General features: G+C 71.3%; 25 protein-coding genes and 2 riboswitches. Of the genes, 7 read left to right on the top strand and 18 right to left on the bottom strand.

The features are described from left to right. Positions 1-156: 156 nt before the first annotated feature. The 4 genes from ligA to IE94_RS0125030 all read right to left on the bottom strand — a co-directional run bounded on the left by ligA (position 157) and on the right by IE94_RS0125030 (position 4,713). On the bottom strand, positions 157-2,364 hold the full coding sequence (ligA, locus tag IE94_RS0125045; protein ID WP_030188404.1) for an NAD-dependent DNA ligase LigA: 2,208 nt from the start codon (positions 2,362-2,364) through the stop codon (positions 157-159). Between the two features lie 14 nt (positions 2,365-2,378). Then, on the bottom strand, positions 2,379-3,374 hold the full coding sequence (locus IE94_RS0125040) for a methionine synthase (RefSeq protein WP_030188402.1): 996 nt from the start codon (positions 3,372-3,374) through the stop codon (positions 2,379-2,381). Between the two features lie 82 nt (positions 3,375-3,456). Continuing rightward, complete coding sequence (locus tag IE94_RS0125035) at positions 3,457-4,146, bottom strand: SDR family oxidoreductase (protein ID WP_030188400.1); 690 nt, start codon at positions 4,144-4,146, stop codon at positions 3,457-3,459. 27 nt (positions 4,147-4,173) lie between these two features. Continuing rightward, entirely contained in the window at positions 4,174-4,713 is a 540-nt protein-coding gene (locus IE94_RS0125030; RefSeq protein ID WP_030188396.1) for an LOG family protein, read from the bottom strand. 108 nt (positions 4,714-4,821) lie between these two features. Here IE94_RS0125030 and IE94_RS0125025 point away from each other — a divergent pair, with 108 nt between their 5' ends. Both IE94_RS0125025 and IE94_RS0125020 read left to right on the top strand, forming a co-directional pair. After that, positions 4,822-5,154, top strand: coding sequence for a DUF427 domain-containing protein (locus tag IE94_RS0125025; RefSeq protein ID WP_030188394.1), 333 nt, complete (start codon positions 4,822-4,824; stop codon positions 5,152-5,154). 37 nt (positions 5,155-5,191) lie between these two features. Next, positions 5,192-5,971: an alpha/beta fold hydrolase gene (locus IE94_RS0125020; RefSeq protein ID WP_030188392.1), complete on the top strand. Its 780-nt coding sequence runs from the start codon at positions 5,192-5,194 to the stop codon at positions 5,969-5,971. Positions 5,972-6,029: 58 nt separating this feature from the next. Here IE94_RS0125020 and mnmA read toward each other — a convergent pair whose 3' ends face one another. Next, positions 6,030-7,160: a tRNA 2-thiouridine(34) synthase MnmA gene (gene mnmA, locus IE94_RS0125015; protein ID WP_030188389.1), complete on the bottom strand. Its 1,131-nt coding sequence runs from the start codon at positions 7,158-7,160 to the stop codon at positions 6,030-6,032. A 60-nt stretch (positions 7,161-7,220) separates the two neighbouring features. Between mnmA and IE94_RS0125010 the strand changes: the two genes are divergently transcribed. After that, complete coding sequence (locus IE94_RS0125010; protein ID WP_030188387.1) at positions 7,221-7,934, top strand: N-acetylmuramoyl-L-alanine amidase; 714 nt, start codon at positions 7,221-7,223, stop codon at positions 7,932-7,934. Positions 7,935-8,001: 67 nt separating this feature from the next. On the opposite strand, the gene IE94_RS0125005 is transcribed toward IE94_RS0125010, so the two are convergent. From IE94_RS0125005 to IE94_RS39475, 3 genes are all read right to left on the bottom strand, one after another. Then, entirely contained in the window at positions 8,002-9,171 is a 1,170-nt protein-coding gene (locus IE94_RS0125005) for a cysteine desulfurase family protein (protein ID WP_030188384.1), read from the bottom strand. A 90-nt stretch (positions 9,172-9,261) separates the two neighbouring features. Then, a complete protein-coding gene (locus IE94_RS0125000) occupies positions 9,262-9,555 on the bottom strand; it encodes a hypothetical protein (protein WP_030188382.1) in 294 nt (97 codons plus the stop codon). Positions 9,556-9,607: 52 nt separating this feature from the next. Beyond that, complete coding sequence (locus IE94_RS39475; protein ID WP_030188379.1) at positions 9,608-9,775, bottom strand: hypothetical protein; 168 nt, start codon at positions 9,773-9,775, stop codon at positions 9,608-9,610. Positions 9,776-9,902: 127 nt separating this feature from the next. Between IE94_RS39475 and IE94_RS0124990 the strand changes: the two genes are divergently transcribed. Continuing rightward, positions 9,903-10,529, top strand: coding sequence for a TetR family transcriptional regulator (locus tag IE94_RS0124990; RefSeq protein WP_030188377.1), 627 nt, complete (start codon positions 9,903-9,905; stop codon positions 10,527-10,529). 12 nt (positions 10,530-10,541) lie between these two features. On the opposite strand, the gene IE94_RS0124985 is transcribed toward IE94_RS0124990, so the two are convergent. The 10 genes from IE94_RS0124985 to IE94_RS0124940 all read right to left on the bottom strand — a co-directional run bounded on the left by IE94_RS0124985 (position 10,542) and on the right by IE94_RS0124940 (position 21,472). Next, entirely contained in the window at positions 10,542-11,402 is an 861-nt protein-coding gene (locus tag IE94_RS0124985) for a thioesterase family protein (protein ID WP_030188375.1), read from the bottom strand. A 62-nt stretch (positions 11,403-11,464) separates the two neighbouring features. Continuing rightward, positions 11,465-12,124 (bottom strand): trimeric intracellular cation channel family protein, encoded by a 660-nt coding sequence (locus tag IE94_RS0124980; RefSeq protein WP_030188373.1) that lies wholly within the window; start codon positions 12,122-12,124, stop codon positions 11,465-11,467. A 78-nt stretch (positions 12,125-12,202) separates the two neighbouring features. Further along, entirely contained in the window at positions 12,203-13,543 is a 1,341-nt protein-coding gene (locus IE94_RS0124975; protein ID WP_037923516.1) for an ABC transporter ATP-binding protein, read from the bottom strand. A gap of 23 nt (positions 13,544-13,566) precedes the next feature. Further along, positions 13,567-14,664: an ABC transporter ATP-binding protein gene (locus tag IE94_RS0124970; protein WP_030188368.1), complete on the bottom strand. Its 1,098-nt coding sequence runs from the start codon at positions 14,662-14,664 to the stop codon at positions 13,567-13,569. After that, the gene (locus IE94_RS0124965) at positions 14,661-15,659 is read right to left on the bottom strand and encodes an ABC transporter permease (protein ID WP_030188366.1); all 999 of its coding nucleotides are present in this window, start codon (positions 15,657-15,659) and stop codon (positions 14,661-14,663) included. The genes IE94_RS0124970 and IE94_RS0124965 overlap by 4 nt, the downstream gene beginning before the upstream one ends. 108 nt (positions 15,660-15,767) lie before the next feature. Beyond that, the gene (locus tag IE94_RS0124960) at positions 15,768-17,564 is read right to left on the bottom strand and encodes an ABC transporter substrate-binding protein (RefSeq protein ID WP_030188364.1); all 1,797 of its coding nucleotides are present in this window, start codon (positions 17,562-17,564) and stop codon (positions 15,768-15,770) included. A 70-nt stretch (positions 17,565-17,634) separates the two neighbouring features. Then, a complete protein-coding gene (locus IE94_RS0124955; protein ID WP_030188362.1) occupies positions 17,635-18,642 on the bottom strand; it encodes an ABC transporter permease in 1,008 nt (335 codons plus the stop codon). Positions 18,643-18,967: 325 nt separating this feature from the next. Further along, positions 18,968-19,765 carry an enhanced serine sensitivity protein SseB C-terminal domain-containing protein gene (locus IE94_RS0124950; protein WP_030188360.1) on the bottom strand — a complete coding sequence of 266 codons (798 nt, stop codon included), beginning with the start codon at positions 19,763-19,765 and terminating at the stop codon, positions 18,968-18,970. Positions 19,766-19,956: 191 nt separating this feature from the next. Beyond that, positions 19,957-20,724 carry an enhanced serine sensitivity protein SseB gene (locus IE94_RS0124945; RefSeq protein ID WP_030188359.1) on the bottom strand — a complete coding sequence of 256 codons (768 nt, stop codon included), beginning with the start codon at positions 20,722-20,724 and terminating at the stop codon, positions 19,957-19,959. A gap of 79 nt (positions 20,725-20,803) precedes the next feature. Then, the gene (locus IE94_RS0124940) at positions 20,804-21,472 is read right to left on the bottom strand and encodes an AAA family ATPase (protein WP_030188358.1); all 669 of its coding nucleotides are present in this window, start codon (positions 21,470-21,472) and stop codon (positions 20,804-20,806) included. Positions 21,473-21,649: 177 nt separating this feature from the next. Beyond that, a riboswitch (glycine riboswitch) is annotated at positions 21,650-21,743 on the top strand. Further along, positions 21,744-21,859, top strand: a riboswitch (glycine riboswitch). Positions 21,860-21,898: 39 nt separating this feature from the next. Between IE94_RS0124940 and gcvT the strand changes: the two genes are divergently transcribed. The 3 genes from gcvT (at position 21,899) to glyA (ending at position 24,795) form a co-directional block, all read left to right on the top strand. Further along, a complete protein-coding gene (gcvT, locus tag IE94_RS0124935; protein WP_030188357.1) occupies positions 21,899-23,032 on the top strand; it encodes a glycine cleavage system aminomethyltransferase GcvT in 1,134 nt (377 codons plus the stop codon). A 108-nt stretch (positions 23,033-23,140) separates the two neighbouring features. Next, complete coding sequence (gene gcvH / locus IE94_RS0124930) at positions 23,141-23,518, top strand: glycine cleavage system protein GcvH (RefSeq protein WP_030188356.1); 378 nt, start codon at positions 23,141-23,143, stop codon at positions 23,516-23,518. 14 nt (positions 23,519-23,532) lie between these two features. Further along, the gene (glyA, locus tag IE94_RS0124925; RefSeq protein ID WP_030188354.1) at positions 23,533-24,795 is read left to right on the top strand and encodes a serine hydroxymethyltransferase; all 1,263 of its coding nucleotides are present in this window, start codon (positions 23,533-23,535) and stop codon (positions 24,793-24,795) included. Positions 24,796-24,834 lie beyond the last annotated feature (39 nt).

The following is a 24,834-nucleotide window of genomic DNA, read 5'->3' as shown; positions in this document are numbered from 1 at the left end:
CAGGGGGGTGCCCCGACCGCAGCTCGGCACGGCGGGCGCACCCCTCAACAGTAGGCCGCTGAAGGCTTCCAGGGGCACTGGTCGTCGACGGTTGCCCGAATGCCACCCGGCCACCCGTATGCATCTGATATGCGCCGATCGGGGGGCCTTCAACCGCTATTCCTCAGCCGAAAGCGCGACATCCGCCGCGGCTTCGGGCCCTTGTTCGAGCAGAACGGCGAAACCGTCCTCGTTCAGAACCGGTACTTTCAGTTGCATCGCCTTGTCGTACTTCGAACCGGGATTGTCACCGACCACGACGAACGACGTCTTCTTGGACACCGATCCGGTCACCTTGGCGCCGCGGCTCTGCAGGGCGTCCTTGGCGCCGTCCCGGGTGAAGTTCTCCAGGGTGCCGGTGACGACGACGTTGAGCCCTTCGAGCGGGCGCGGTCCCTCGTCCTCCCCCGTCGAGCGGTCCTCCAGGAGGACGCCGGCCGCCTTCCACTTGCGCACGATCTCGCGGTGCCAGTCCACGGCGAACCACTCCTTGACGGCGGTGGCGATGGTGCCGCCCACGCCGTCCGTGCTCGCCAACTCCTCCTCGGTGGCCTGCTCGATGCGGTCGATCGAGCGGAACTCCCGGGCGAGGGCCTGCGCGGCGACCGGTCCGACGTACCGGATGGAGAGGCCGTTGATGAAGCGGGCCAGCGGGCGGGTCTTGGCCTCCTCGATGTGCTGGAGCAGCGCGAGGGTGTTCTTCTTCGGCTCGCCCTCCTTGTTGGCGAAGACCGTGGCGATCTTCTCCTCGCCGGTCCTGGGGTCGCGCTTGGGCAGCCCGCTGTCGGGGTCGAGGACGTACGCCTTGATGGGCAGCAGCTTCTCGACGGTGAGGTCGAAGAGGTCGCCCTCGTCCACCAGCGGCGGCTCGGACGGCTCCAGCGGCCCGGTCAGCGCGGCCGCCACGACGCCCCCGAAGTGCTCGATGTCCAGGCACTCCCGGCCCGCGAGGTAGGCGACACGCTCGCGCAACTGGGCTGGGCAGGCACGAGCGTTGGGGCAGCGGAGGTCGATGTCGCCCTCCTTCATCGCCTTGAGCGGCGTCCCGCACTCGGGGCACTCGGACGGCATCACGAACTCCCGCTCGCTGCCGTCCCTGAGGTCGGCGACCGGCCCGAGGATCTCCGGGATCACGTCACCGGCCTTGCGCAGCACCACGGTGTCGCCGATGAGCACGCCCTTGGCCTTGACGACCTCCTGGTTGTGCAGCGTGGCGAACTCGACCTCGCTGCCGGCCACCGTCACCGGCTCCACCTGCGCGTACGGCGTGACGCGGCCGGTGCGGCCGACACCGACCTTGATGTCGACGAGCTTGGTGTTGACCTCCTCCGGCGCGTACTTGTAGGCGATGGCCCAGCGGGGCGCGCGGGCCGTGGAGCCGAGCCGGCCCTGGAGGCGGATCTCGTCGAGCTTGACGACGACGCCGTCGATCTCGTGCGCGACGGAGTGCCGGTTCTCGCCGTAGTGGGCGATGAAGTCGCGGACGCCGTCCAGGTCGTCGACCACCCGGTTGTGCGGGGAGGTGGGCAGGCCCCAGGTCTTCAGCAGGTCGTACGCCTGGGAGAGGCGGGTCATGCCCGAGTACCCCTCCAGGATGCCGATGCCGTGGACCACCATGTGCAGCGGGCGGGAGGCGGTGACGCGGGGGTCCTTCTGACGCAGCGAACCGGCCGCGGCGTTGCGCGCGTTGGCGAAGGGCTTGTCCCCCGCCTCGTTCAACCGGGTGTTGAGTTCCTGGAACTTCTCCATCGGGAAGTAGACCTCGCCCCGGATCTCCACCAGGTCGGGGACCTCGTCGCCCGCGAGGCGCTCGGGGATCTCGGCGATGGTGCGGACGTTGGGCGTGATGTCCTCGCCGGTGCGGCCGTCGCCGCGGGTGGCGGCGCGCACGAGGCGGCCGCGCTCGTAGGTGAGGTTGACGGCGAGTCCGTCGACCTTCAGCTCGCACAGGAAGTGGTACTCCTGCTCGCCCAGCTCCCGGGCGATGCGCTCGAACCAGGCGGCCAGCTCGTCGCCGTTGAAGGTGTTGTCCAGGGAGAGCATCCGCGTGGGGTGCTGCACGGCCGTGAACTCGGTCGCGTAGGCACCGGCGACCTTCTGGGTCGGGGACTCGGGGGTGCGCAGCTCGGGGTGCCGCTCCTCCAACTCCTCCAGGGTGCGCAGCAGCCGGTCGAACTCCGCGTCGCTGACGACGGGCGCGTCGTTCACGTAGTACCGGAAGCGGTGCTCCTCGATCTGCTCGGCGAGCTGCGCGTGCCGCTCCCGCGCCTCGGCGGGCACGCTCGTCGTCTCCGCCTGCTTGTCGCCCTGCTTGTCGCCGGCCACCGTATGTCCTCCCGTTACTCTGGGTTGTCCGCGAGAGATCTTGCCGCCCGGACGCAGTGGGCGAGCGCGCGCCGGGCGTAGTCCGGGGAGGCACCCGCGAGTCCGCACGCGGGAGTGACGGTGACCGCCTCCGCGAGCAGCTCCGGACGCAGCCCCAGCCTGCGCCACAGCGTTCTGACACCCATGACGCTACCGGCAGGGTCTGACAATGCGGCATCCGTGCCCGGTACGACACCGGTGAAGAGCCGGGTGCCGCCCTCGACGGCCTCGCCGATCGCGTCGTCGTCACGCTCGGTGAGGAGCGAGAAGTCGAAGGAGACACCCGCGACGCCCGCCCGCCGCAGCAGGGCGAACGGCACGTCGGGCGCGCAGGAGTGGACCACGACGGGGCCGCCGTCGTGCACCCCGGCGACCTCGCGCAGCGTCGCCTCGACGACCTGGCGGTCGACGGCGCGGTGGGTGCGGTAGCCGCTGGCGGTGCGGACCCGACCGCGCAGGACGGCGGTGAGGGACGGCTCGTCGAGCTGGAGGACGGGGCGGGAGCCGGGCACGCGGCGCCGGATCTCGGCGAGGTGCAGGCGCAGGCCCTCGGCGAGCGAGGCGGCGAGGTCGCGGCAGGCGCCGGGGTCGGAGAGGACCGCCTCGCCGCTCCGCAGTTCCAGGGCGGCGGCGAGGGTCCAGGGGCCGACCGCCTGGACCTTGAGCGGCCCCTCGTAGCCCTGGGTGAACTCCTCCAGGGCGTCCAGATCCTCCCCGAGCCAGGCCCGGGCCCGCTTGGTGTCCCGGCCCGGCCGGTCGCCGAGCCGCCAGCCGCTGGGCTCCACGCGCGCGTACAGCTCGACGAGCATCCCGGCGGTGCGGCCGATCATGTCGGCGCCGGGGCCGCGGGCGGGCAGTTCGGGGAGGAAGGGGAAGTCCTCGAAGCTGCCGGTGGCGGTTTTGGCGGCCTCGCGGGCGTCCTGGCCCGGGAGGCTGCCGATGCCGGTGGCGGGGGCGAAGATGTCGTTCACGGGGCAAGCGTACGCAGGGGCGCGGGGCTGGATTCCGCCCCCGCCGCCTCCGCCACGCCCGCCGCCCCCGACGAGCGGGCGCTCACCTTCCGGGGCGCACCGTCAGGTCGTTGACCTCCGCGTCCCTCGGGAGGTCGAGGGCCATCAGGATGGTCGTGGCGACCGACTCGGGATCGATCCACCGCGCGGGGTCGTACTCCTTGCCCTCCTGCTGGTGGACCTTGGCCTGCATGGGGCTGGTGGTGCGGCCGGGATAGACCGAGGTGACGCGGACGCCGTTGCCGTGCTCCTCCTGGCGCAGGGCGTCGGCGAGGGCCTTCAGGCCGTGCTTGGAGGCGCCGTAGGCGGCCCAGCCGGCGTGGGCGTTCAGCCCCGAGCCGGAGTTGACGAAGATCACCTGGCCCTGGGCGACGCGGAGCTGGGGCAGGAAGAGGCGGGTCAGCTCGGCCGGGGCGACCAGGTTGACGTTCAGCTGGTTGAGCCAGGTCTTGGGCGTGAGGTCGCCCACCGGGCCGAGGTCGACGACCCCGGCGATGTGCAGTAGCGAGTCCACCCGGTCGGGCAGCGTCTGGTGGGACAGGGCCCAGGAGAGCTTGCCCGGCTCGGAGAGGTCGCCGACCAGCGTCTTCGCGCCGGGGAGCGCGGCGGCCAGTTCCTTCGCCCGGCCCGCGTCGCGCACGTGCAGCACGATCTCGTCGCCGCGTGCGTGCAGGCGGCGGGCGACGGCCGCGCCGATGCCGGAGCCCGCTCCGGTGATCACATGTGTAGCCATGCCCGCCATGCTCGCACCACCGGTGCCCTAGGCGATGCCCTGGCTCTCCTCCAGGTAGGCGAGCGCGCCGACCGGCTCCTCGGCGAAGAACACCAGCTCGGTGAGGGGGCGGGGCAGGAAGCCCTCGTCCTCCATGCGGCGGAACTGCTCCTTGAGGCCGTCGTAGAAGCCCGCGGTGTTGAGCAGGACGACCGGCTTGTCGGTGTGCCCGTGCTTCTTCAGCTCCAGGATCTCGGTGGCCTCGTCGAGGGTGCCGGTGCCGCCCACCATGATGACCACGGCGTCGGCCTTCTCCAGCAGCAGCCGCTTGCGCTCGGCCAGGTCGGGGGCGATCACCATCTCGTCGGCGCCCTCGCGCGCCTTGGCCGCCAGGAAGTCCACCGAGACCCCGAGCAGCCGTCCGCCGGCCTCCTGCACCCCGTCGGCGACGACCTTCATCAGGCCGACGTCGGAGCCGCCCCAGACGAGGGTGTGCCCGCCCTTGCCGAGGAGTTCGGCGAACTCCCTGGCGGGGCCCGTGTAGCGCTCGTCGAGGTCGGCGGCGGAGAGGAAGACGCAGATGTTCATGGCTCAACGGTACGTTCCCGCGCGGGCGGGAAGAACTCGGCTTCCGGCCGTGCTCTCCTGGGAGGAGCGGGCCATCGAGCCAGGGCCACCCAGCCAAGGAGGACGACCGTGACCAAGGGACTCAAGGGACACGTCATCACCGTCGAGCCGAGCGAGCGGCACGTGCGCGTGGTGCACGGCGGGCAGGTGCTGGCGGAGAGCGACGGGGCGCTGGTACTGCACGAGACGGGCTGTCCGGACCGGTACTACATCCCGCCCCGGGACGTGCGCGTCGACCTGCTGACCCCGTCCGGCACGCACACCCACTGCCCCTTCAAGGGCGACGCGTCCTACTGGTCGCTGCCGGACGCGGCCGACCTGGTCTGGGCGTACCCGGACCCGAAGCCGGAGGTCGCGCAGATCAAGGACCACCTCTGTTTCTACGAAGTCGAGGTGTCCTGAGCGCTGAATCCCGTGCCGTAGGGCAGTCTGCACAGGCATGGAGAAGACGACTGTTTCGCGTGACGGCACCCGCATCGCCTACGAACGCTCCGGGCGGGGACCGGCGGTCGTCCTCGTCGGCGGCGCGATGTCGACGGGTGCCACGACGGCGCCCCTGGCCGCCGAACTGTCGGACCGCTTCGACGTCACCGTGTACGACCGCCGGGGGCGCGGCGAGAGCGGCGACACGGCGCCCTACGCGGTGGAACGCGAGATCGAGGACCTGGCGGCGCTGATCGAGGCGGCGGGCGGCGAGGCGTCGCTGTACGGCATGTCGTCGGGCGGCGCGCTGGTGCTCCGGGCGGCGGCGAGCGGCCTGCCGGTGCGCCGGGTCGCCGTGTACGAGGTGCCGTACGCCATGGACGACGCCGCCGCGCGGGCCGCGGCCGAGTACACCGAGCGGCTCACCGAGGCGCTGGGGCAGGGCCGTCGCGGGGACGCGGTGGAGCTGTTCCTGCGCCACACGGGGCTGGGCGAGGAGATGATCCGCGGTGCCCGGCAGGCGCCCATGTGGGCCGGGATGGAGTCGCTGGCACCGAGTCTGGCGTACGACGACGCCGTGCTGGGCGACAGCCGGGTGCCCCGCACCGAGATCGCCGCGATCACCGTGCCGCTGCTGGTCCTCGCGGGCGGCGCGAGCGACGCGTGGTGGCACGAGGCGGCCCGCGCGATCGCGGAGGCGGCCCCGGAGGGCACCTACGGCACCGTGGACCGGCAGACCCACAGGGTGGAGCCGGGCGTACTGGCGCCGGTGCTGGCGGAGTTCCTCGCCGGGTGAGGCGGGCGGAGGCCGGGTCGGTCGCCGACGCCGTCGCCGCGCCCGCCCCGGCGTCCGCTCAGGCCGCGCCGGCCGTCGCGCGCGTGGTGGACGCGATCGTCGCCGAGCCCACCACGCGCGTGCCGTCGTACAGCACGATCGCCTGGCCGGGGGCGACGCCGCGGACGGGCTCGGTGAAGGCCACCTCCAGGGTGCCGTCGACCAGTTCGGCCCGTACCTCGCTCTCGCCGCCGTGGGCGCGCAGCTGTGCCGTGTAGGTGCCGGGGCCGGTGGGGGCGGCGCCGCACCAGCGGGGCTTGATCGCGCGGAGGGCGTCGACGTCGAGGGCCTCGGCCGGGCCGACCGTCACGGTGTTGTCCACCGGGGAGATGTCCAGGACGTAGCGCGGCTTGCCGTCGGGGGCCGGGGTGCCGATCCTCAGGCCCTTGCGCTGGCCGATGGTGTAGCCGTACGCACCCTCGTGGGTGCCGAGCCGGTTGCCCGCCTCGTCGACGATGTCGCCCTCCGCCCTGCCCAGGCGGTTGGCGAGGAAGCCCTGGGTGTCGCCGTCGGCGATGAAGCAGATGTCGTGCGAGTCGGGCTTCTTGGCGACCGCGAGGCCCCTGCGCTCGGCCTCCGCGCGGATCTCGTCCTTGGTGGTGACGGTGTCGCCGAGCGGGAACATCGCGTGGGCGAGCTGCCGGTCGTCGAGCACCCCGAGGACGTAGCTCTGGTCCTTGGCCATGTCGGAGGCGCGGTGCAGCTCGCGGACGCCGTCCTCGCGCAGGATCACCTTCGCGTAGTGGCCGGTGCAGACGGCGTCGAAGCCGAGCGCGAGGGCCTTGTCGAGGAGGGCCGCGAACTTGATCTTCTCGTTGCAGCGCAGGCACGGGTTGGGGGTGCGGCCGGCCTCGTACTCGGCGACGAAGTCCTCGACCACGTCCTCCCGGAAGCGGTCGGCGAGGTCCCACACGTAGAACGGGATGCCGATGACGTCCGCGGCCCGGCGGGCGTCCCGGGAGTCCTCGATGGTGCAACAGCCCCGGGCGCCCGTGCGGAAGGACTGCGGGTTCGCGGAGAGCGCCAGGTGGACGCCGGTCACGTCGTGCCCCGCCTCGGCCGCGCGGGCGGCGGCGACGGCGGAGTCGACTCCGCCCGACATGGCGGCGAGGACGCGGAGGGGACGGGTGCGCTGCGGGGTCTCAGTCATAACCCCTCCAGGGTACGGGGAGGCGGGAACCGGAGCGCGCGAGTATGCGTTGAAGATCGTATGGGGGCGAAGCAGGGATCCGCGAGCGGGTCCACGAGCGGTGGGTCCGCGGACGGCGACCGGCACATCGGCCGCCGCGCGCTGATCGTCGGCGGTGCCGCGGCGGCCGTGGGCACCGGCGTGCTGGCCCGTGACGAGCTGTCCCGGCTGTGGTGGCGGATCCCGGGCGTCGAGCGGCCCCGCGAGGAGGGCGCGGTCGACTACGCGGGCGCGCGCTGGGTCGCGGCGTCGGAGGCGAACTGGCGGCGGGCGGACCGGCCGGACGACTTCGGCATCGACATGGTGATCGTCCATGTCACGCAGGGCAGCTTCGACAGCGCGGTGCGCGCCTTCCAGGACCCGGGGCACCAGGCGGCCGCGCACTACATCGTCGGGCAGGACGGTCGCGTCACCCAGATGATCCGCGAGCTGGACGTGGCGTACCACGCGGGCAACCGCGAGTACAACGAACGCAGTGTCGGTATCGAGCACGAGGGTTTCGTGGACCGCCCGCAGGACTTCACCGACGCGATGTACGCCGCCTCCGCGCGGCTGACGGCGGGGATCTGCGCGCGGTACGACATACCCGTGGACCGCAAGCACATCCTCGGCCACGTGGAGGTGCCGGGCACCGACCACACCGACCCGGGGCCGCACTGGGACTGGGACCGGTACCTGAAGCTGGTGCGCCGGGCGGCCACGAGCGGCCCGTCGAAGCCGCCGACCAAGGCCTGAGCCCCGGCGACAAACCTGACGACAGCCCGACGACCGCTCTTACGAGCGCTCTTACGACAGCCGTCGGTTACGACAGCCCCGCCGCCCTGGCGCGTTCCACCGCGGGCCCGATCGCCTTGGCGAGCGCCTCCACGTCGGCCCCGGTGGAGGTGTGGCCCAGGGAGAAGCGCAGGGTGCCGCGGGCCAGGTCGGGGTCGGTGCCGGCGGCCAGTAGGACGTGGCTGGGCTGGGCGACGCCGGCGGTGCAGGCCGAGCCGGTGGAGCACTCGATGCCCTGGGCGTCGAGCAGGAGGAGGAGCGAGTCGCCCTCGCAGCCCGGGAAGGTGAAGTGGGCGTTGGCCGGCAGGCGGCCCCCGGGCGACGGGTCGCCGCCGAGGATCGCGTCGGGGACGGCCGTACGGACGGCGTCGACCAGGTCGTCGCGCAGGGCGCCGATCTCGCGGGCGAACCACTCGCGCTGCTCGGCGGCGAGGCGGCCGGCGACCGCGAAGGAGGCGACGGCGGGCACGTCCAGGGTGCCGGAGCGCACGTGGCGTTCCTGTCCGCCGCCGTGCAGCACGGGGACCGGGGTGTACTCCCGGCCGAGCAGCAGCGCGCCGATGCCGTAGGGCCCGCCGATCTTGTGGCCGGAAACGGTCATGGCGGCGAGCCCGGAGGCGGCGAAGTCGACCGGGAGCTGACCGAAGGCCTGGACCGCGTCGGCGTGCAGCGGCACGTCGAACTCGGCGGCCACGTCGGCGAGTTCCCGCACCGGCATGACCGTGCCGATCTCGTTGTTGGCCCACATGACGGTGGCGAGGGCGACGTCGCCGGGGTCGCGGGCGATGGCCTCGCGCAGCGTCTCGGGGTGGACCCGGCCGTGGGTGTCGACCGGCAGGTACTCGACGGTGGCGCCCTCGTGCTCGCCGAGCCAGTGGACGGCGTCGAGGACCGCGTGGTGCTCGACGGGACTGGCGAGGACCCTGGTGCGGGCCGGGTCGGCGTCGCGGCGGGCCCAGTACAGACCCTTGACGGCGAGATTGTCGGCCTCGGTGCCGCCGGAGGTGAGGACCACCTCGCTGGGGCGGGCGCCCAGCGCCTCGGCGAGCATCTCGCGGGCCTCCTCGACGGTGCGCCGCGCCCGGCGGCCGGACGCGTGGAGGGAGGAGGCGTTGCCGGTGACGCCCAGGTGCGCGGTGAGTGCCTCGACTGCCTCGGGAAGCATCGGGGTCGTCGCGGCGTGGTCGAGGTAAGCCATGGTGCGGCCGATTCTACGGGGCGGTTCCGCCCCGTCTCGGACCAAGGCCGGACTCGTCCCGCGCCGGCCAGGACGCGACGGTGCGGTGGCTCACAGGCTCCACGACATCGTGTGGTCGGCGGACATGAACGTCACCAGGACCAGCAGGTCGGCGACGCCGAGGCCGAGGCCGAGGAGGGCCCGGCCGCGGCGGGCGGTGCCGCGCCACAGGGCGACGCCCGCCAGGGCGATGGCGATCGGGCCGAGGAAGACGTTGAGGACGAGCAGGCCGAGCAGACCGAGGACGAACGAGGCGACGGCCATGCCGTCGGTGTCCCGGAGGCCGGTGCGACGGGGGGCGCGGTCGGTGCCGGTGGAGCGGTCGGCCGGTGCGGTGAGCTGCATGGTGTTCTTCTCCCTGCCGTGCGTCGGTGGACCGTGCGCTGGTGGGCGCGGGTCAGTGGGCGGAGGTGCCGCGTCGGCGGCCGTGCCGCTCGCGGACCGCGAAGACGGCGAGCCAGACGGCGATGACCAGACCGGCCGCGGCGGAGAAGGTCAGCGGTGCGTGGGCGACGGCGCCCAGGACCACACCGAAGAGCAGAAGTGCGACGACGAGGAACAGCATGGAACGGATCCCCCAACCTTGCGTGGACGCTTCGGTGAACGATTGTGGTTACAGTTGTTCACTGACTTTTCAGTCTAGCGCGCCGCACGGCTTTTCAATTCCGGAGAACAGTTGTTAACTGCATGGCATGAGTCACACCTCCGGCGTCCGGCAGGCGCAGAAGCGGAAGACCCGGCAGGCGCTCCTCGACGCGGCGCTCGGCCTGCTGGAGGAGCAGAGCCTGAGCAGCCTGGGGCTGCGTGAGGTCACCCGCGCCGTGGGCGTCGCCCCGACCGCCTTCTACCGGCACTTCCACTCCACGGCGGATCTCGGCGTGGCGCTGGTCGAGGAGGCGCTGGGCAGCCTGCACCCGATGATCCGCACCACGCTCTCACCGGCCGAGGACGACGACGAGCGCATCGCCCGCGCCGTCGAGCTGATCGCCGGTCACGTAGCCGCGCACCCTGCCCACGTCCGCTTCATCGCGCGGGAACGGCACGGCGGGGTGCAGCCGGTGCGCCGGGCCATACGGGAGCAGTTGGCGCGGTTCGCCGAGGAGGTGCGGGCCGAGCTGGCCACGGACGCGTCGGCGGCGGGCTGGAGCGAGGCGGACCTGCGGATGCTCGCGGGGCTCTACGTCGACCAGATGCTGATCACGGCGTCCCTGTTCCTGGAGACGCTGGACGCCCCGGAAGAGGAGCGCCGCCGGGCCGTCGAGACGGCACGGCGGCAACTGCGGCTGATCAGCGTCGGCCGCAGGCACTGGCTGGACTGAGGAAGGCCCGCGTCAGCCGAGGCGGACCCGGGCCAGCTGGCGGGACTGGGCGACCAGGCGGTCGGCGCTGTCCCAGACCTCGGCGTCCTCCTCCAGGAAGCCGCCGGCCAGGTTGCGGGTGGTGATGGAGACCCGCAGCGGCCCCGGTGCCGGGCGGCACCGCACGTGCACGGTCAGCTCGACCGTCGGCACCCAGCCCTTGAGCCCCAGCTCGAAGGCGGTCGGGGGCAGCGCGTCCACCGCGAGGAGCAGGGAGAGCGGGTCGGCGTCGCGGCCGTCGGCGAGGCCGAACCAGGCCCGCATCTCGCCCCGGCCCGAGGGCTGCCCCAGCGCCCAGCCCAGGGTGGCGGGGTCGAGCTTGAGCATCAGCCGGTCGGCGATGGCCGAGCTGCCTTCGACCGGGGCGGGGCCGTCCTCCGGGCCGAAGCACTGGTCCATCGGCGGGATCGCGGGCGGCTCGGCCGAGGTGCGGACGTCGTCGGGGAGCGTGTCGAGGTCGCCGTAGGAGGCGAGGACCCGGATGCGCTCGACCTCGTTGCCCTCGTCGTCGTACTGGAGGAGGGATGCCTGGCCGGTGGAGAGGGTGCGTCCCGTGCGGACGGTCTCGGTGCGCACGACCGCCGGGCCCGGCCGGGATGCGGTGAGGTAGTGGGCCGAGACGGTGAACGGGTCGGGGTGCGGGAGCGCGTCGCCGAGGGCGCGGCCCAGGACGGCCAGCAGATAGCCGCCGTTGACGGCGTTGATGATCGTCCAGCCGGCCGACAGGTCGAGGTCGTAGACGCCGGGGGCGCGCGGGGTGACGGCGGTGTCGCGGTCGAACTCGCTGTCGCCGATGGTGGCCCGGGTGGCCGCTGCGGAGGCTGCTTCTGGCATGACTGCACGGTACAACAGAAAACTACTAAGCGGTAGCTTTTCCGGATGCCGCTTCGGCCTGGTCAGTCCCCCTCCACCACTGTCGACCGGCGGTTCCAGGCCCGCGGCGCCCGCCAGTGGAAGCGCAGCGCGAGCAGCCGCAGGACGAAGGCGGTGACGACCGCGAGTCCGCTGGTGAGCGGGGTGAGCGCCTCGTAGCGGATGCACAGCGCGACCATCGCGGAGCCGACGATCGCCGGGACGGCGTACAGGTCGCGGTCCCAGCGCAGCAGCGAGGGCACCTCGTTGGCGAGCACGTCGCGCAGCACGCCGCCGCCCACAGCCGTGGTCAGGCCCAGGCAGGCGGAGGCGGTCAGGCCGAGACCGTAGTCGTACGCCTTGGTGGTGCCGGCGACACAGAAGAGGCCGAGCCCGGCCGCGTCGAAGATGTTCACGCCGGTCTGGAGGCGCTCCACATGCGGGTGGAGGAAGAAGACCAGCGCCGTCGCCAGCAACGGCGTCAGGAAGTACCCGAGGTCGGTGAAGGCGGCGGGCGGCACCGCGCCGATCACCAGGTCCCGGAACAGCCCGCCGCCGAGCGCGGTGACCTCGGCGAGGACGGCGATGCCGAAGACGTCGAAGTTCTTGCGTACGGCCAGCAGCGCGCCGGAGATGGCGAAGACGAAGATGCCGACCAGGTCGAGCGTGTGCTGGACGGTGGGGCTGAAGAGTTGCTCGTACACCCTTCCATTCTTACCGAACAGTGAGCCCCTGCCTTACAAACGAAGGCAGGGGCTCACTGTTGGGCGAGGTGGGCGAGGTCACTTCTCCTTGGTGGGAGGTTCCTCGTCACGGCTCCCGGCGCCCTCGGACGCCTCGGCCTCGGTCTCCGACGACTCCGCCCCGGCCGCGTCGGTCTCGGTCGCCTCGGCCTCAGTCGCCTCGGTCTCCGACGCCTCGGTCTCCGTGCCCTCGGACGTCTCGAACGTCTCGGACGTCTCGGACGTCTCGACCTCCGCGGCCACCGCCGCCGAGGTCGCCGCCGACTCGGCCAGCGCCTGCTCCGACACCAGCTCCGCCGCCTCCTTGGCGGCGGTGAGCAGGACGACGTCCTGCGGGGCCTGGTCCTCGAAGTTCTCCGGGTGGTGGCAGGCCACCTGCTGGCCCGGCCGCAGCTCCTTGAGCGGCGGCTCGGTGGTGGTGCAGATCTGCGTCGCCTTCCAGCACCGGGTGTGGAAGCGGCAGCCGCTCGGCGGGGCGATCGGCGAGGGCACGTCGCCCTTGAGCAGGATGCGCTCGCTCTTGGCCGCCTTGCGGGCCGGGTCCGGGATCGGGACGGCCGACATCAGCGCCTTGGTGTACGGGTGCATCGGCGACTTGTAGAGCAGGTCGCGGTCGGCCAGCTCCATGATCTTGCCGAGGTACATCACCGCGATGCGGTCCGAGACGTGCCGGACCACGGACAGGTCGTGCGCGATGATCACGTACGTCAGGCCCAGCTCGGTCTGGAGGTCGTCGAGCAGGTTGACGACCTGCGCCTGGATCGACACGTCCAGCGCGGAGACCGGCTCGTCGGCCACGACCAGCTTCGGGTTGAGCGCGAGCGCGCGGGCGATGCCGATGCGCTGGCGCTGGCCGCCGGAGAACTCGTGCGGGTAGCGGTTGTAGTGCTCGGGGTTGAGACCGACCACCGACAGCAGCCGCTGCACCTCCTTCTTGACCCCGCCCTCGGGCTGGACGCCCTGGAGCTTGAAGGGGGCGCTGACGATCGTGCCGATGGTGTGGCGCGGGTTCAGCGAGGAGTACGGGTCCTGGAAGATCATCTGCACGTCGCGGCGCAGCGGACGCATGCCGCCGACCCCGAGGTGGGTGATGTCCTTGCCCTCGAACTCGACCTTGCCCGCGGTCGGTTCGAGCAGCCGGGTGATCAGCCGGCCCATCGTCGACTTGCCGCAGCCGGACTCGCCCACGACGCCCAGCGTCTCGCCGGCCTTGACCTCGAAGTCGATGCCGTCGACGGCGCGGACCGCGCCGACCTGGCGCTGCAGCAGGCCCTTCTTGATCGGGAAGTGCTTCTGCAGCCCGGTCACCTTCAGCAGGGTCTCGCCGGGGGCGGCGTCCTTGGTGAGGGTGGTACCGCTGGTCTGTGCGGGAATGGTCACCGCTTTGTCCTCTGCCTGGTCGCTCACAGCTTCGGCGCAATCTCTTCGGTCCAGATACGCTCCCGCTGCTCCTGCGACATGTGGCAGGCGGCCCAGTGCTTGCTGCCGACCTCGGTCAGGTCGGGGCGGACCGTGCGGGTGACGTCGTCCTTGGGCACGTCGGCGTACGGGCAGCGCGGGTTGAAGGCGCAGCCGGACGGGAGGTTGATGAGGGAGGGCGGCGAACCCTTGACCGGGATGAGGCGTTCCTGCTGCTCGCGGTCGAGCCGCGGCATCGAGCCGAGCAGGCCCCAGGTGTAGGGGTGGCGGGGCTCGTAGAACACCTTCTCCGCCGGACCGCGCTCGACGCACCGGCCGCCGTACATCACCAGGAGGTCGTCGGCCAGCTCGGCGACGACGCCCAGGTCGTGGGTGATGATGATGACCGCGGAGCCGAACTCCTTCTGCAGGTCCCGGATGAGGTCGAGGATCTGCGCCTGGACGGTGACGTCCAGGGCGGTGGTCGGCTCGTCCGCGATCAGCAGCTCGGGGTTGTTGACCAGCGACATCGCGATCATCGCGCGCTGGCGCATACCGCCGGAGAACTCGTGCGGGTAGTTGTCCACCCGCTTGTCGGGCTGCGGGATGCCGACGCGGTCGAGCATCTCCACCGCGCGGCGCTTGGCGGTCTTCTTGTCCACCGGGTGGTGGATGCGGTACGCCTCCACGATCTGCTGGCCGATCGTGTAGTACGGGTGCAGCGCGGACAGCGGGTCCTGGAAGATCATCGCCATCTCCCGGCCGCGCAGCTTGCGCACGTGGTCGGGGTCGGCGGACAGCAGCTCGGTGCCGTCCAGCCAGATCTCGCCGGAGATCTGCGCCTTGCGCTTGCCGTACTGGCCGGCGGTGTGCAGGCCCATGATGCCGAGCGAGGTCACCGACTTGCCGGAGCCGGACTCGCCCACGATGCCGAGGGTCTTGCCCTTCTCCAGCTGGAAGGAGAGCCCGTCGACGGACTTGACCAGGCCGTCGTCGGTCGGGAAGTGCACCTTGAGGTCGCGTACTTCCAGGAAGGCGGTCGGCGCGGACGAGGTGCCGGTGGGCTCGCCCACCGCTGCCCCGCTCTTGCTCAGTTCGGTCATGCGAGCCTCACTCGGGGGTCGATCACGGCGTACAGGACGTCCACCACGAGGTTGGCGATGAGCACCGCGAGAGAAGTGATCAGGGTGACGCCCAGGATGACGGGCAGGTCCTGGTTCTTGATCGCGTTGAGCACGGCCTGGCCGAGGCCGGGGAGGCTGAACGTGGTCTCCGTCAGGATCGCGCCGCCGATGAGGGCGCCGAGGTCCATGCCGAGCATGGTGAGGATGGGCGTCATCGTCGAGCGCATGGCGTGCTTGCGGATGACGACACCTTCCCTGAGTCCCTTGGCGCGGGCGGTGCGGATGTAGTCCTCGCCGAGGATCTCCATCATGGTCGCACGGGTGATCCGGGCGTACATCGCCGCGTACAGGAAGGCCAGGGTGATCCAGGGCAGGATCATGCCGCCGAGCCAGCCGGTGAAGCTGTCCGAGAGCGGCACGTACTGGGCGTCGAGCCAGCCCAGCCCGTAGGAGAAGGCCGCGAGGCTCAGCAGGCCGGTGAAGTAGATGGGCAGCGAGACACCGGCCAGGGCGACGATCATCGCGCCGCGGTCCCACAGGGTGCCCCGCTTGAGGGCGGAGAGCACACCGGCGGCCAGGCCGAAGATCAGCCACAGCACGGCGGCACCGAGCGCGAGACCCAGGGTCACCGGGAAGCGGTCGGTGAGCACCGGCCAGATGGCCTGCTCACTGCGGAAGGAGTAGCCGAAGCAGGGGGCGGCGCACTCGGTGACGTCGCCGCCGCCCGAGTAGGTGCGGCCCACGAAGATGCCGCGGAAGAACTCCCAGACCTGGGCGTATATCGGGTCGCCCAGACCCAGCTTCTCCCCCACGGCCTTGATCGAGGCGGGGTCGGCCTGCTTGCCCACGAAGCTCGCGGCGATGTCGACGCCTGCCCACTTGGGGATCAGGAAGAAGATGCTGAAGACCACCATGACGATGACCACGAGCATCACAGCGGCGGCGAACAACCGCCTCAAGAGGTAAGCGAGCACAGCTAACGGCCCGCTGCGGACCGCGGGCCACCGGAGGTTGTCCGATGGCCCGCGGTCACGCCGCGCCGGCCTTCACCTGCCTTTCGTGCCGTTCGGCGGGTGTACCGGTTACTTCGTGGACTTCAGACCGAGGTTGACGAAGTCGTACATGCCGCTGTAGCCGTCGCTCGTGTAGACGTTCGCGAGGCGGCTGGAGCGGAAGTTCAGGAACTTCTCGAAGACGAAGGGCAGGTAGTAGCCGCCCTCCGACACCTTGTGGTTGATCTCGGTCGCGATCTTGGCCTTGTCGGCGTCGTCGAGGGTCTTCGCGTACTCGTCGAAGAGGCCGTCGATCGACTTGTCCTTGATGAGCGCGTAGTTGTTGTTGCCGCTCTCCAGGATGAACCGGCTGTCCCACAGCGGCTGGCCGTAGCCCTGCACCGACGGGAAGTCGGGGCCCCAGCCCATGATGATGATGCCGTAGTTCTTCTTCTTCACGTTCGCGGGGCTGCCGATGATGCCGGCGGTCTGCGAGCCGTCGTACTGGTCGATGTCGACGGTGATGCCGACCTTCTTCAGCGACGCCTGGAGCGACTCGGCGGTGGCCACCTCGACCGGCTTGTTGTTGCGGACCGCGATGGTGGTCTTGAAGCCCTCGGGCTTGCCGCAGGCCTTCAGCTCTTCCTTGGCCTTGGCGACGTTGCCGGTCTTGTTCTCGCCGGCGATGCCGTACGGGTCGTACTTCTGGCCCTCGGCGCCCGGGACACCCGGGGGCAGCATGTTGGTGCCGATGTCGCCGCCGGCGACCGGGCCGCCGCGCGCGGTCTGCAGCGAGACGTGGTCGGCGCCGTAGATCACGGCCTTGCGGCAGTGCTCGTTGTCGAACGGCTTCACGCTCTGCGGGAAGACGGCGTAACGGACGTAGCCGGAGACCGGGTTGTCCAGGTTGCCCTTGTGCTCCTTGAGGGCGGTGGAGCGGCCCTGCGGGGAGAGGCTGGTCTGGGCGAGGTCCAGGTCGTAGTCGCCGGCGATCAGACGGGAGTCCAGGTCGTTGGCGTTGGAGAAGAACTTGATGGAGATCTTGTCCGGGTACGCCTTGCGGACCGGGTCGGAGTCCTGCTTCCACTCGGTGTTGCGGACCAGGACGAGGTCCTTGCCCGGGCTGTACGACTGGAACTTGTACGGGCCCGAGGAGAACGGGTGCAGACCGTACTTGGACTTGGTGTCCTTGTCCTGGCGGACCGGGGAGGCCGAGGTGAGCGCGAGCATCTCCTCGAAGTCCGAGTTGGCCTTCGGCAGCTTGAAGACGATGGTCTTGTCGTCCGGCGTCTCGATCGCCTTCAGACCCAGCTTGTCCGCGGACTTGTCCTTGTACGGACCCTGGTACGTGGCCTCGGGGTCGAGCACCTCCTTGAGGTACGTCGGACCGCCGGAGAGCACGTCCTGCGCCCACACGCGCTCGATGCCGTACTTGACGTCCTTGGAGGTGATCGGCTTGCCGTCCTCCCAGGTGATGCCGTCACGCAGGGTGTACGTGTAGGTCTTGCCGTCGTCCGAGACCTTGGCGGTGGCGGTGGCCAGGTCCGGCACCACACCGGCGCCGGCCTTGCCCGGCTCCGTGGCGTTGGTGACGAGCTGACGGGAGTAGTAGCGCGAGAAGTTCCACATGAAGCCGTAGTAGCCGCGGGTGGTGTCCCACGAGTCGGCGTCCTGCGCGCTGGCGAACTTCAGCTCGCCGCCCTTCTTGGCCTGGTCCGCCTGGGCGACCTTGTTGTTGGCGGCGTCGAAGCCGGCAGCGCCGTTCTTCGAGCCCCCGTTGCCGCCGTCGCTGTCGCCGCCGCACGCCGCCGTGGTCAGCAGCGCGGCCACCACCGCGGCAGCGGCCAGAACCTGCTTGCGCCGCCCTGAGGTGCGTTGGGTAGTCACGATCTCGGATCCTCCGGATTAGATGAGAGACCCCGTGCAGGTGCCACGGGTCGCTTTGCGGTACGGCAGTTCAGCGGGAGCCCTTCGGGTCCAGCGCGTCACGCACGCCGTCGCCGAAGAGGTTGAAGGCGAGCACGGTGATGAAGATCGCTACACCCGGGATCACCATGTACATGGGGTCCGAGTCGTAGTAGTCGATCGCGCTCGAGAGCATCTGCCCCCACGAGGCCGTGGGGGGCTTGACGCCCACACCCAGGAAGCTGAGTGCCGCCTCGGTGAGGATGTTGGTGGGGATCATCATCGTCGTGTAGACGATGATCGGCGCGACCAGGTTGGGCAGCAGTTCCTTGAAGAGGATGTAGAACCGCCCGGCACCCAGGGAGCGGGCGGCCTCGACGTACTCCCGTTCGCGCATCGACAGGGTCTGGCCGCGGACCACGCGGCCGATGTACGGCCAGCCGAAGAAGCCGATGACCAGGATCATCACGAACAGGCGGACACCGGTGCCGGTGAGGCCCAGCATGTTGTTCGGCATGACCGAGACCAGGGCGATGATGAACAGCAGCTGCGGGAAGGCGAGCAGACCGTCCATGACCCGGCTGATGAGGGAGTCGACCCAGCCGCCGAAGAAGCCGGCCAGGACACCGAGGACGGTGCCGATGACCACGGCGACGATCGCGGACAGGAAGCCGACGAGCAGCGAGATCCGGGCGCCGTAGAGGATGCGGGCGAAGATGTCGCGGCCGTTGACGGGCTCGACGCCGAGCCAGTGCTCGCCGCTGATGCCGCCCAGGGAACCGGTGGGGGTGCCGAACAGCGGGTCGATCAGGTCCTCGTGGTGCGCCTCGGGGTCCTGCCCGACGAGGTGGGCGATCACGGGGGCCAGCAGCGCGATCACGATGAGGAGGAGCACCACCGTGCCGCCCGCGAGGGCCAGCTTGTCCCGTTTCAGCCGCTCCCAGGCGATGCGCCCAAGGGAACGCCCCTGTACCGCCTTGGCCTCGGCGCCGGCAACCGCCGCTTCCTCGGCCGCACTCGGGGCCGCTTCCGCGGTCGGCTCGTGCAATGGTGCCGTCATCTGGCAGGGACCCCTCTCAACCGGCGGTAGCCGGCCCGCACTTGCCGCGGTAGCGGCGTGATCAGTCCGTCGTACACAGGAGCGAGCTTCCACCCCTTACTTGCGGGAGTCTTCAACGCTTTGGCGATCTGTAGCCAGAGCTGACGGGGAATGGATGCGCAACCGTGATGCTGTTTGAGGTGTTCCGTTATCCGGACAGTGGGTAACGGGGGCCGGACGCGGACCAGTTGGGACATCGGGGACATGCGGGGGCTTTACGTCCCCATCTACGCGCGAAGACCGCCTCTTCCGGCGGCGCCCGCGGGCTCCGCGGGTCCCGCGACCCTCAGTACCGGTTACCGGCCGGAGGGTATCCGTACCCACCCGCCGGCGCCTGGGCGGGGGCCGCCGCGTGCGCCTCGCGGTCGTAGAACGGACGCGCGTTGGCCCGCAGCCACAGGGCGACCGGATCATGGACGTCGCTCATCGCCACCGTCGACACCGGCAGTCCGTCCGGCACCGCGCCGACCGACTGCTGCATCATCGCGCGCACCGCGTCGACGGCCGGCGGGGAGGTGTCGTACACGTCCAGGCCGATGGCGAGGTACGGCGCGCCCAGCGCCGGCTGCACCCAGGCGCGGCGCAGCGCGCGGACGGCCGGGGTGCGGTGGGCGTTCTGCGCGAGCAGGGCGTAGAACTGCGGGATCTCGATGGCCGGTTCGGACAGCCGCAGGGGCCCGGCGGGCTGGCGGTCCAGGCCGGAGGCGAGGCGGCGCAGGTCGAGCCAGGGGATGCCGACGCCGCCGCCGGGGGCGTGCGGGTTGAGCCACAGGCCGTAGTGGTCCGGGTAGAGGGCGCGGGCGACCTCCAGGCCGTCGACCACTTCGTACGACCGGTTCCAGCCACTGGCGGAGAGCTCCTGGGCGGAGGTCACGCAGGGGGCGTAGCCGTAGCCGCCGACCTCCATGTTCCCGTACTGGGCGTCCGGGGAGCCGGCCTGGCCGTGCCACAGCAGCATCCAGATCTGGCCGGAGGTGGGGGCGGCGAGGGCGCGCAGCAGGGCCTCGTAGGCGTCGTAGCGCCCGGGCGTCACCTGGCGCAGCATGTGCTCGACCTGCCCGGTCGTGGTGCCGCTGGCGCTCACGCGTATCGCCCCTTCGAGAAGTTCCCCCGGATATGAAACCAGCTTAAGGCTCCGCCGGGTGCGGGGTGCCTGGGAGCTCGGGGTGTGCTGCCGTCCCGCGGGGGCGGATACGTCGTGGCTGGTCGCGCCCACGCGGCGAGCCGCACAGGTCACGGCCCCGCGCCCTGAAGGGGCGCTCTCCCCGCCGACGGTTACAAGTCGCCGTTGTAGAAGGGGCGGACGTTCTCCCGCATCCAGTCGCAGACCGGGTCCTGGGCGGCCTCCAGGAGGATCAGGTTGACCTGCCACTTCAGGGGGGACGTGGCGAGGGCGCGGCCGAGGGCGTCCAGGGGGAGGGCGCGGGCGTCGCCCTCCCAGTGGGTCAGTTCCACGCCGACGAACAGGACCGGGTCGGCGGTCTCGACGGCGGCGAGGCAGCGGCGCGCGCTGCGGACGACGCCGGTGCCGGCGAACTCGGCGGAGGCCGCGGCCAGGAAGTCCACCGGGTCGTCCTGCCAGTCCGGCTCGAAGAGGCGGACCCGGCCGCCGGACGCGGGCCCGTCCAGCGGGGTGCGCCCGGCCCGGCACAGCTCGGCCACCGCGGGCGGCGGCAGCGGGATGCCGACCACGCCCTCCGGGTTCACCGCGATGCCGATCTGCGGGGGCAGGCCGCGGGCGAACTCCGCGGCGGGGGCGATGGTGTACGCCATGTGCGCCCCGGCGACCTGGCGGAACTGCTCCTCGGAGCTGAACACCGGCACGTAGGCCTGTCCGTCGATCTCCAGCGAGGGCAGGTCGAGGGGGCCGCTGCGCGGGCCGCCGCCGTTGGGCAGCGGCACCCAGACGAAGCTGCGGCCGAGGACCTCCACGATCCGGCCGCCGGCCGACGGGATGCCGAGGGAGGCGGACAGCACCTCCTCCAGCTCGTTGCCTGGCCATCCGCCGTGCGGGTGGGGGTGCGCCTGTGCCGGGAAGTCCATCTGCCTACCTACCGCCTGCCTGGTACCGCCGTTCGTGGCTGAAAGGCTAACCCGTTCGGCCCCCTGGCCCTACCGTGCGTCACCCCGTGAAGGCGATCCGCCGCAGGGTGTCGGCCGCCGCCCGGTCGAGGACGACCGCCGAGGCGCAGCCGGCGGGCAGGGTGCCGTCGGTCACCGCGCGCAGCAGGCGGGAGTTGGCCGTGCGGTGCCGCAGGAACGCGTACCGCGAGACGCCCCGGCCGCGCTCGCGCTGGCCGGCCAGGGCCTCGTCGGGGGCGACGTCGAGGAGCAGCAGGTGCAGGGCGCCGTCCCGGCGGCGGGACTCGCGGGCCAGCCAGCCGCGCACCCAGGCCTGGGTGCCGCAGTCGTGCACGACGACGCCCTCGCCGGAGCGCACCGCCCGGCGCAGCCCCGCGTAGTGGGCGAGGCGGACCAGGGGGCGGTAGAGCGCGTACGGCAGTAAGCGCGGCATGCGGCGGTCCCAGCGGTCGCGGGTGTCCTGGGAGTCGACGCGACGGCCGCGCACGGTGCGCCGCATCAGGGTGGACTTGCCGCTGCCGGGCAGGCCGGTGATCACCACTAGGTCCCGGGGTCCGAAGAGCAGGGCGTGCGGGCTGCGGCCGTCACGGTCCCTGAGGTCGCGGACGACGGGTGCGGTCAGTGGGGCGCATGCCTCGGGGGCCGGGGCGGCGGGCTGCTTGGGCAGCGCGAGTCCCGAGGTCGTGGCGTAGGCCGTGGTCCTGTTCACCGTGATCGTCCTCCCCTGGGGCGGTACACGAGTACCTCCCCGTCGAGTGTAAAGAGAAGGTAATGCGCGGGTCTCGCGTTTTCGTTCGCTTACTGCCACAAGCCGGTTACAGATCACGGTCTGCCACGGATGAGCCGGGCGTGCAATGATGGCGGCGCCAACTGCATACCGGCCGTTTGAATCCGCGCGGGAGAGTCCCCGGCCGCGCCGGGGCGCCGAAGGAGCAAGTCCCTCCCTTGAATCTCTCAGGCACCGTTACCGCGCGGGCGAGGCACATCTGAAAAGCGGACCGCCCCCGACGGCGGTCCCACCCAAGGTGCAAGCCCTGATCGCCGTACTGCGGTGGCCGTGGTGAACCTCTCAGGTTCCGATGACAGATGGGGAGGACCGACCTCGCCACGTCCTGTCCTGGGAGACGACCGACCGATGAGCAGTAACGAACCGCGCCGTACCGCGCTCGATGCCACGCATCGCGCGCTGGGCGCGACGATGACCGACTTCGCCGGCTGGGACATGCCGCTGCGCTACGGCTCCGAGCGCGAGGAGCACGTCGCGGTGCGCACCCGCGCCGGTCTCTTCGACCTCTCGCACATGGGCGAGATCACCGTCACCGGGCCGCAGGCGGCCGCGCTGCTGGACTTCGCGCTGGTCGGCAACATCGGCGGCGTGAAGCCGGGCCGGGCCCGCTACACCATGATCTGCCGCGAGGACGGCGGCATCCTGGACGACCTGATCGTCTACCGGCTCGCTGACACGGACGCCGGCTCCGCTCACTACATGGTCGTCGCCAACGCCTCCAACGCCCAGGTCGTGCTGGACGCGCTGACCGCGCGGGCGGCCGGTTTCGACGCCGAGGTGCGCGACGACCGCGACGCCTACGCGCTGCTCGCCGTGCAGGGCCCGCAGTCCCCCGGGATCCTGAAGGGCCTCACCGACGCCGACCTGGACGGCCTGAAGTACTACGCCGGTCTGCCCGGCACGGTCGCGGGTGTCCCGGCGCTGATCGCGCGCACCGGCTACACCGGCGAGGACGGCTTCGAGCTGTTCGTGAAGCCCGAGCACGCCGTCGAGCTGTGGCAGGCGCTGACCCGGGCGGGCGAGGGCGTCGGGCTGGTCCCGTGCGGCCTGTCCTGCCGGGACACGCTCCGCCTGGAGGCGGGGATGCCGCTGTACGGCAACGAGCTGTCGACCGCGCTGACGCCGTTCGACGCCGGTCTCGGCCGGGTGGTGAAGTTCGAGAAGGAGGGCGACTTCGTCGGGCGCGCCGCGCTGGCCGAGGCCGCCGAGCGCGCCGCTTCCGAGCCGCCCAGGGTCCTGGTCGGCCTGGTCGCCGAGGGCCGCCGGGTCCCGCGCGCCGGGTACCCGGTCGTCGCCGGCGGCGAAGTGATCGGCGAGGTCACCTCCGGCGCCCCGTCCCCGACGCTGGGCAAGCCGATCGCCATGGCGTACGTCGACCCGGCGCACGCGGCCGAGGGCACGGAGGGCGTCGGCGTGGACATCCGGGGCAGCCACGAGCCGTACCAGGTCGTGGCGCTGCCGTTCTACCGGCGTCAGAAGTAGACACTGGGCGGCGGCCCTCCCCGGCAGCTCCCATGCGCCACACCGGGCGCACCCTGCCCCACCACCCCCTTCACCAGCCACTTCCTCGCGTACAGGAGAATTCAGGCCATGAGCAACCCCCAGCAGCTGCGCTACAGCAAGGAGCACGAGTGGCTGTCGGGCGCCGAGGACGGCGTCTCGACGGTCGGCATCACGGAGCACGCGGCCAACGCGCTCGGTGACGTCGTCTTCGTCCAGCTCCCCGAGGTCGGCGACGCGGTGACCGCGGGCGAGACCTGCGGCGAACTGGAGTCGACCAAGTCCGTCTCCGACCTGTACTCCCCCGTCTCCGGCGAGATCACCGAGGTCAACGAGGACGTCGTCAACGACCCGTCGCTGGTGAACAGCGCCCCCTTCGAGGGCGGCTGGCTGTTCAAGGTGCGGATCACGGACGAGCCGGCCGACCTGCTCTCCGCCGACGAGTACACCGCCTTCGCCGGCGCCTGAGGAGTCACGACCGCATGTCGCTTCTGAACACACCCCTGCACGAGCTGGACCCGGACGTCGCCGCCGCCGTCGACGCCGAGCTGGACCGCCAGCAGTCCACCCTCGAGATGATCGCCTCGGAGAACTTCGCTCCGGTCGCGGTCATGGAGGCCCAGGGCTCGGTCCTCACCAACAAGTACGCCGAGGGCTACCCCGGCCGCCGCTACTACGGCGGCTGCGAGCACGTCGACGTGGTCGAGCAGATCGCCGTCGACCGGGTCAAGGCGCTCTTCGGCGCCGAGCACGCCAACGTGCAGCCGCACTCGGGCGCCCAGGCCAACGCGGCCGCGATGTTCGCGCTGCTCAAGCCGGGCGACACGATCATGGGTCTGAACCTCGCCCACGGCGGGCACCTGACCCACGGCATGAAGATCAACTTCTCCGGCAAGCTCTACAACGTCGTCCCCTACCACGTCGGCGACGACGGCCAGGTCGACATGGCCGAGGTGGAGCGCCTCGCCAAGGAGAACAGGCCGAAGCTGATCGTGGCCGGCTGGTCGGCGTACCCGCGTCAACTGGACTTCGCCGCCTTCCGCAAGGTCGCGGACGAGGTCGGCGCGTACCTGATGGTCGACATGGCGCACTTCGCCGGCCTGGTCGCGGCGGGCCTGCACCCGAACCCGGTCCCGCACGCGCACGTGGTGACGACCACCACCCACAAGACCCTGGGCGGCCCGCGCGGCGGTGTGATCCTCTCCACGGCCGAGCTGGCCAAGAAGATCAACTCCGCCGTCTTCCCCGGTCAGCAGGGTGGCCCGCTGGAGCACGTGGTGGCCGCCAAGGCCGTCGCCTTCAAGGTCGCCGCGAGCGAGGACTTCAAGGAGCGCCAGGGCCGTACGCTGGAGGGTGCCCGCATCCTGGCCGAACGCCTGGTGCGGGACGACGCCAAGGCGGCGGGCGTCTCCGTCCTGACCGGCGGCACGGACGTCCACCTGGTCCTGGTGGACCTGCGCGACTCCGAGCTGGACGGGCAGCAGGCCGAGGACCGTCTCCACGAGGTCGGCATCACGGTCAACCGCAACGCCGTCCCGAACGACCCGCGTCCGCCGATGGTGACCTCCGGTCTGCGCATCGGTACGCCGGCCCTGGCCACCCGCGGCTTCACCGCCGAGGACTTCGCCGAGGTCGCGGACGTGATCGCCGAGGCGCTGAAGCCGTCCTACGACGCCCAGGCCCTCAAGGCCCGGGTGAAGGCCCTGGCCGACAAGCACCCGCTGTACCCGGGTCTGAACAAGTAGACACCGCGCACCCGGACGGGGTGCCGCCCGCCACAAGCG

It is taken from the genome of Streptomyces violaceorubidus, assembly GCF_000717995.1.
Classification (GTDB): domain Bacteria; phylum Actinomycetota; class Actinomycetes; order Streptomycetales; family Streptomycetaceae; genus Streptomyces; species Streptomyces violaceorubidus.
Note: the sequence above shows the minus strand (reverse complement) of the source record. Positions and strands in the feature narration are given on the sequence as shown.

Coding starts and splice junctions, on each gene's coding strand:
- IE94_RS0124985 (WP_030188375.1), bottom strand. CDS start 11,402: ATGCCAGAAGCAGCCTCCGCAGCGGCCACCCGGGCCACCATCGGCGAC.
- IE94_RS0124955 (WP_030188362.1), bottom strand. CDS start 18,642: ATGACGGCACCATTGCACGAGCCGACCGCGGAAGCGGCCCCGAGTGCG.
- IE94_RS0125030 (WP_030188396.1), bottom strand. CDS start 4,713: ATGAACATCTGCGTCTTCCTCTCCGCCGCCGACCTCGACGAGCGCTAC.
- glyA (WP_030188354.1), top strand. CDS start 23,533: ATGTCGCTTCTGAACACACCCCTGCACGAGCTGGACCCGGACGTCGCC.
- IE94_RS0125010 (WP_030188387.1), top strand. CDS start 7,221: ATGGGGGCGAAGCAGGGATCCGCGAGCGGGTCCACGAGCGGTGGGTCC.
- mnmA (WP_030188389.1), bottom strand. CDS start 7,160: ATGACTGAGACCCCGCAGCGCACCCGTCCCCTCCGCGTCCTCGCCGCC.
- IE94_RS0125005 (WP_030188384.1), bottom strand. CDS start 9,171: ATGGCTTACCTCGACCACGCCGCGACGACCCCGATGCTTCCCGAGGCA.
- IE94_RS0124945 (WP_030188359.1), bottom strand. CDS start 20,724: ATGGACTTCCCGGCACAGGCGCACCCCCACCCGCACGGCGGATGGCCA.
- IE94_RS0125020 (WP_030188392.1), top strand. CDS start 5,192: ATGGAGAAGACGACTGTTTCGCGTGACGGCACCCGCATCGCCTACGAA.
- IE94_RS39475 (WP_030188379.1), bottom strand. CDS start 9,775: ATGCTGTTCCTCGTCGTCGCACTTCTGCTCTTCGGTGTGGTCCTGGGC.
- gcvT (WP_030188357.1), top strand. CDS start 21,899: ATGAGCAGTAACGAACCGCGCCGTACCGCGCTCGATGCCACGCATCGC.
- IE94_RS0125000 (WP_030188382.1), bottom strand. CDS start 9,555: ATGCAGCTCACCGCACCGGCCGACCGCTCCACCGGCACCGACCGCGCC.
- gcvH (WP_030188356.1), top strand. CDS start 23,141: ATGAGCAACCCCCAGCAGCTGCGCTACAGCAAGGAGCACGAGTGGCTG.
- IE94_RS0125035 (WP_030188400.1), bottom strand. CDS start 4,146: ATGGCTACACATGTGATCACCGGAGCGGGCTCCGGCATCGGCGCGGCC.
- IE94_RS0124970 (WP_030188368.1), bottom strand. CDS start 14,664: ATGACCGAACTGAGCAAGAGCGGGGCAGCGGTGGGCGAGCCCACCGGC.
- IE94_RS0124990 (WP_030188377.1), top strand. CDS start 9,903: ATGAGTCACACCTCCGGCGTCCGGCAGGCGCAGAAGCGGAAGACCCGG.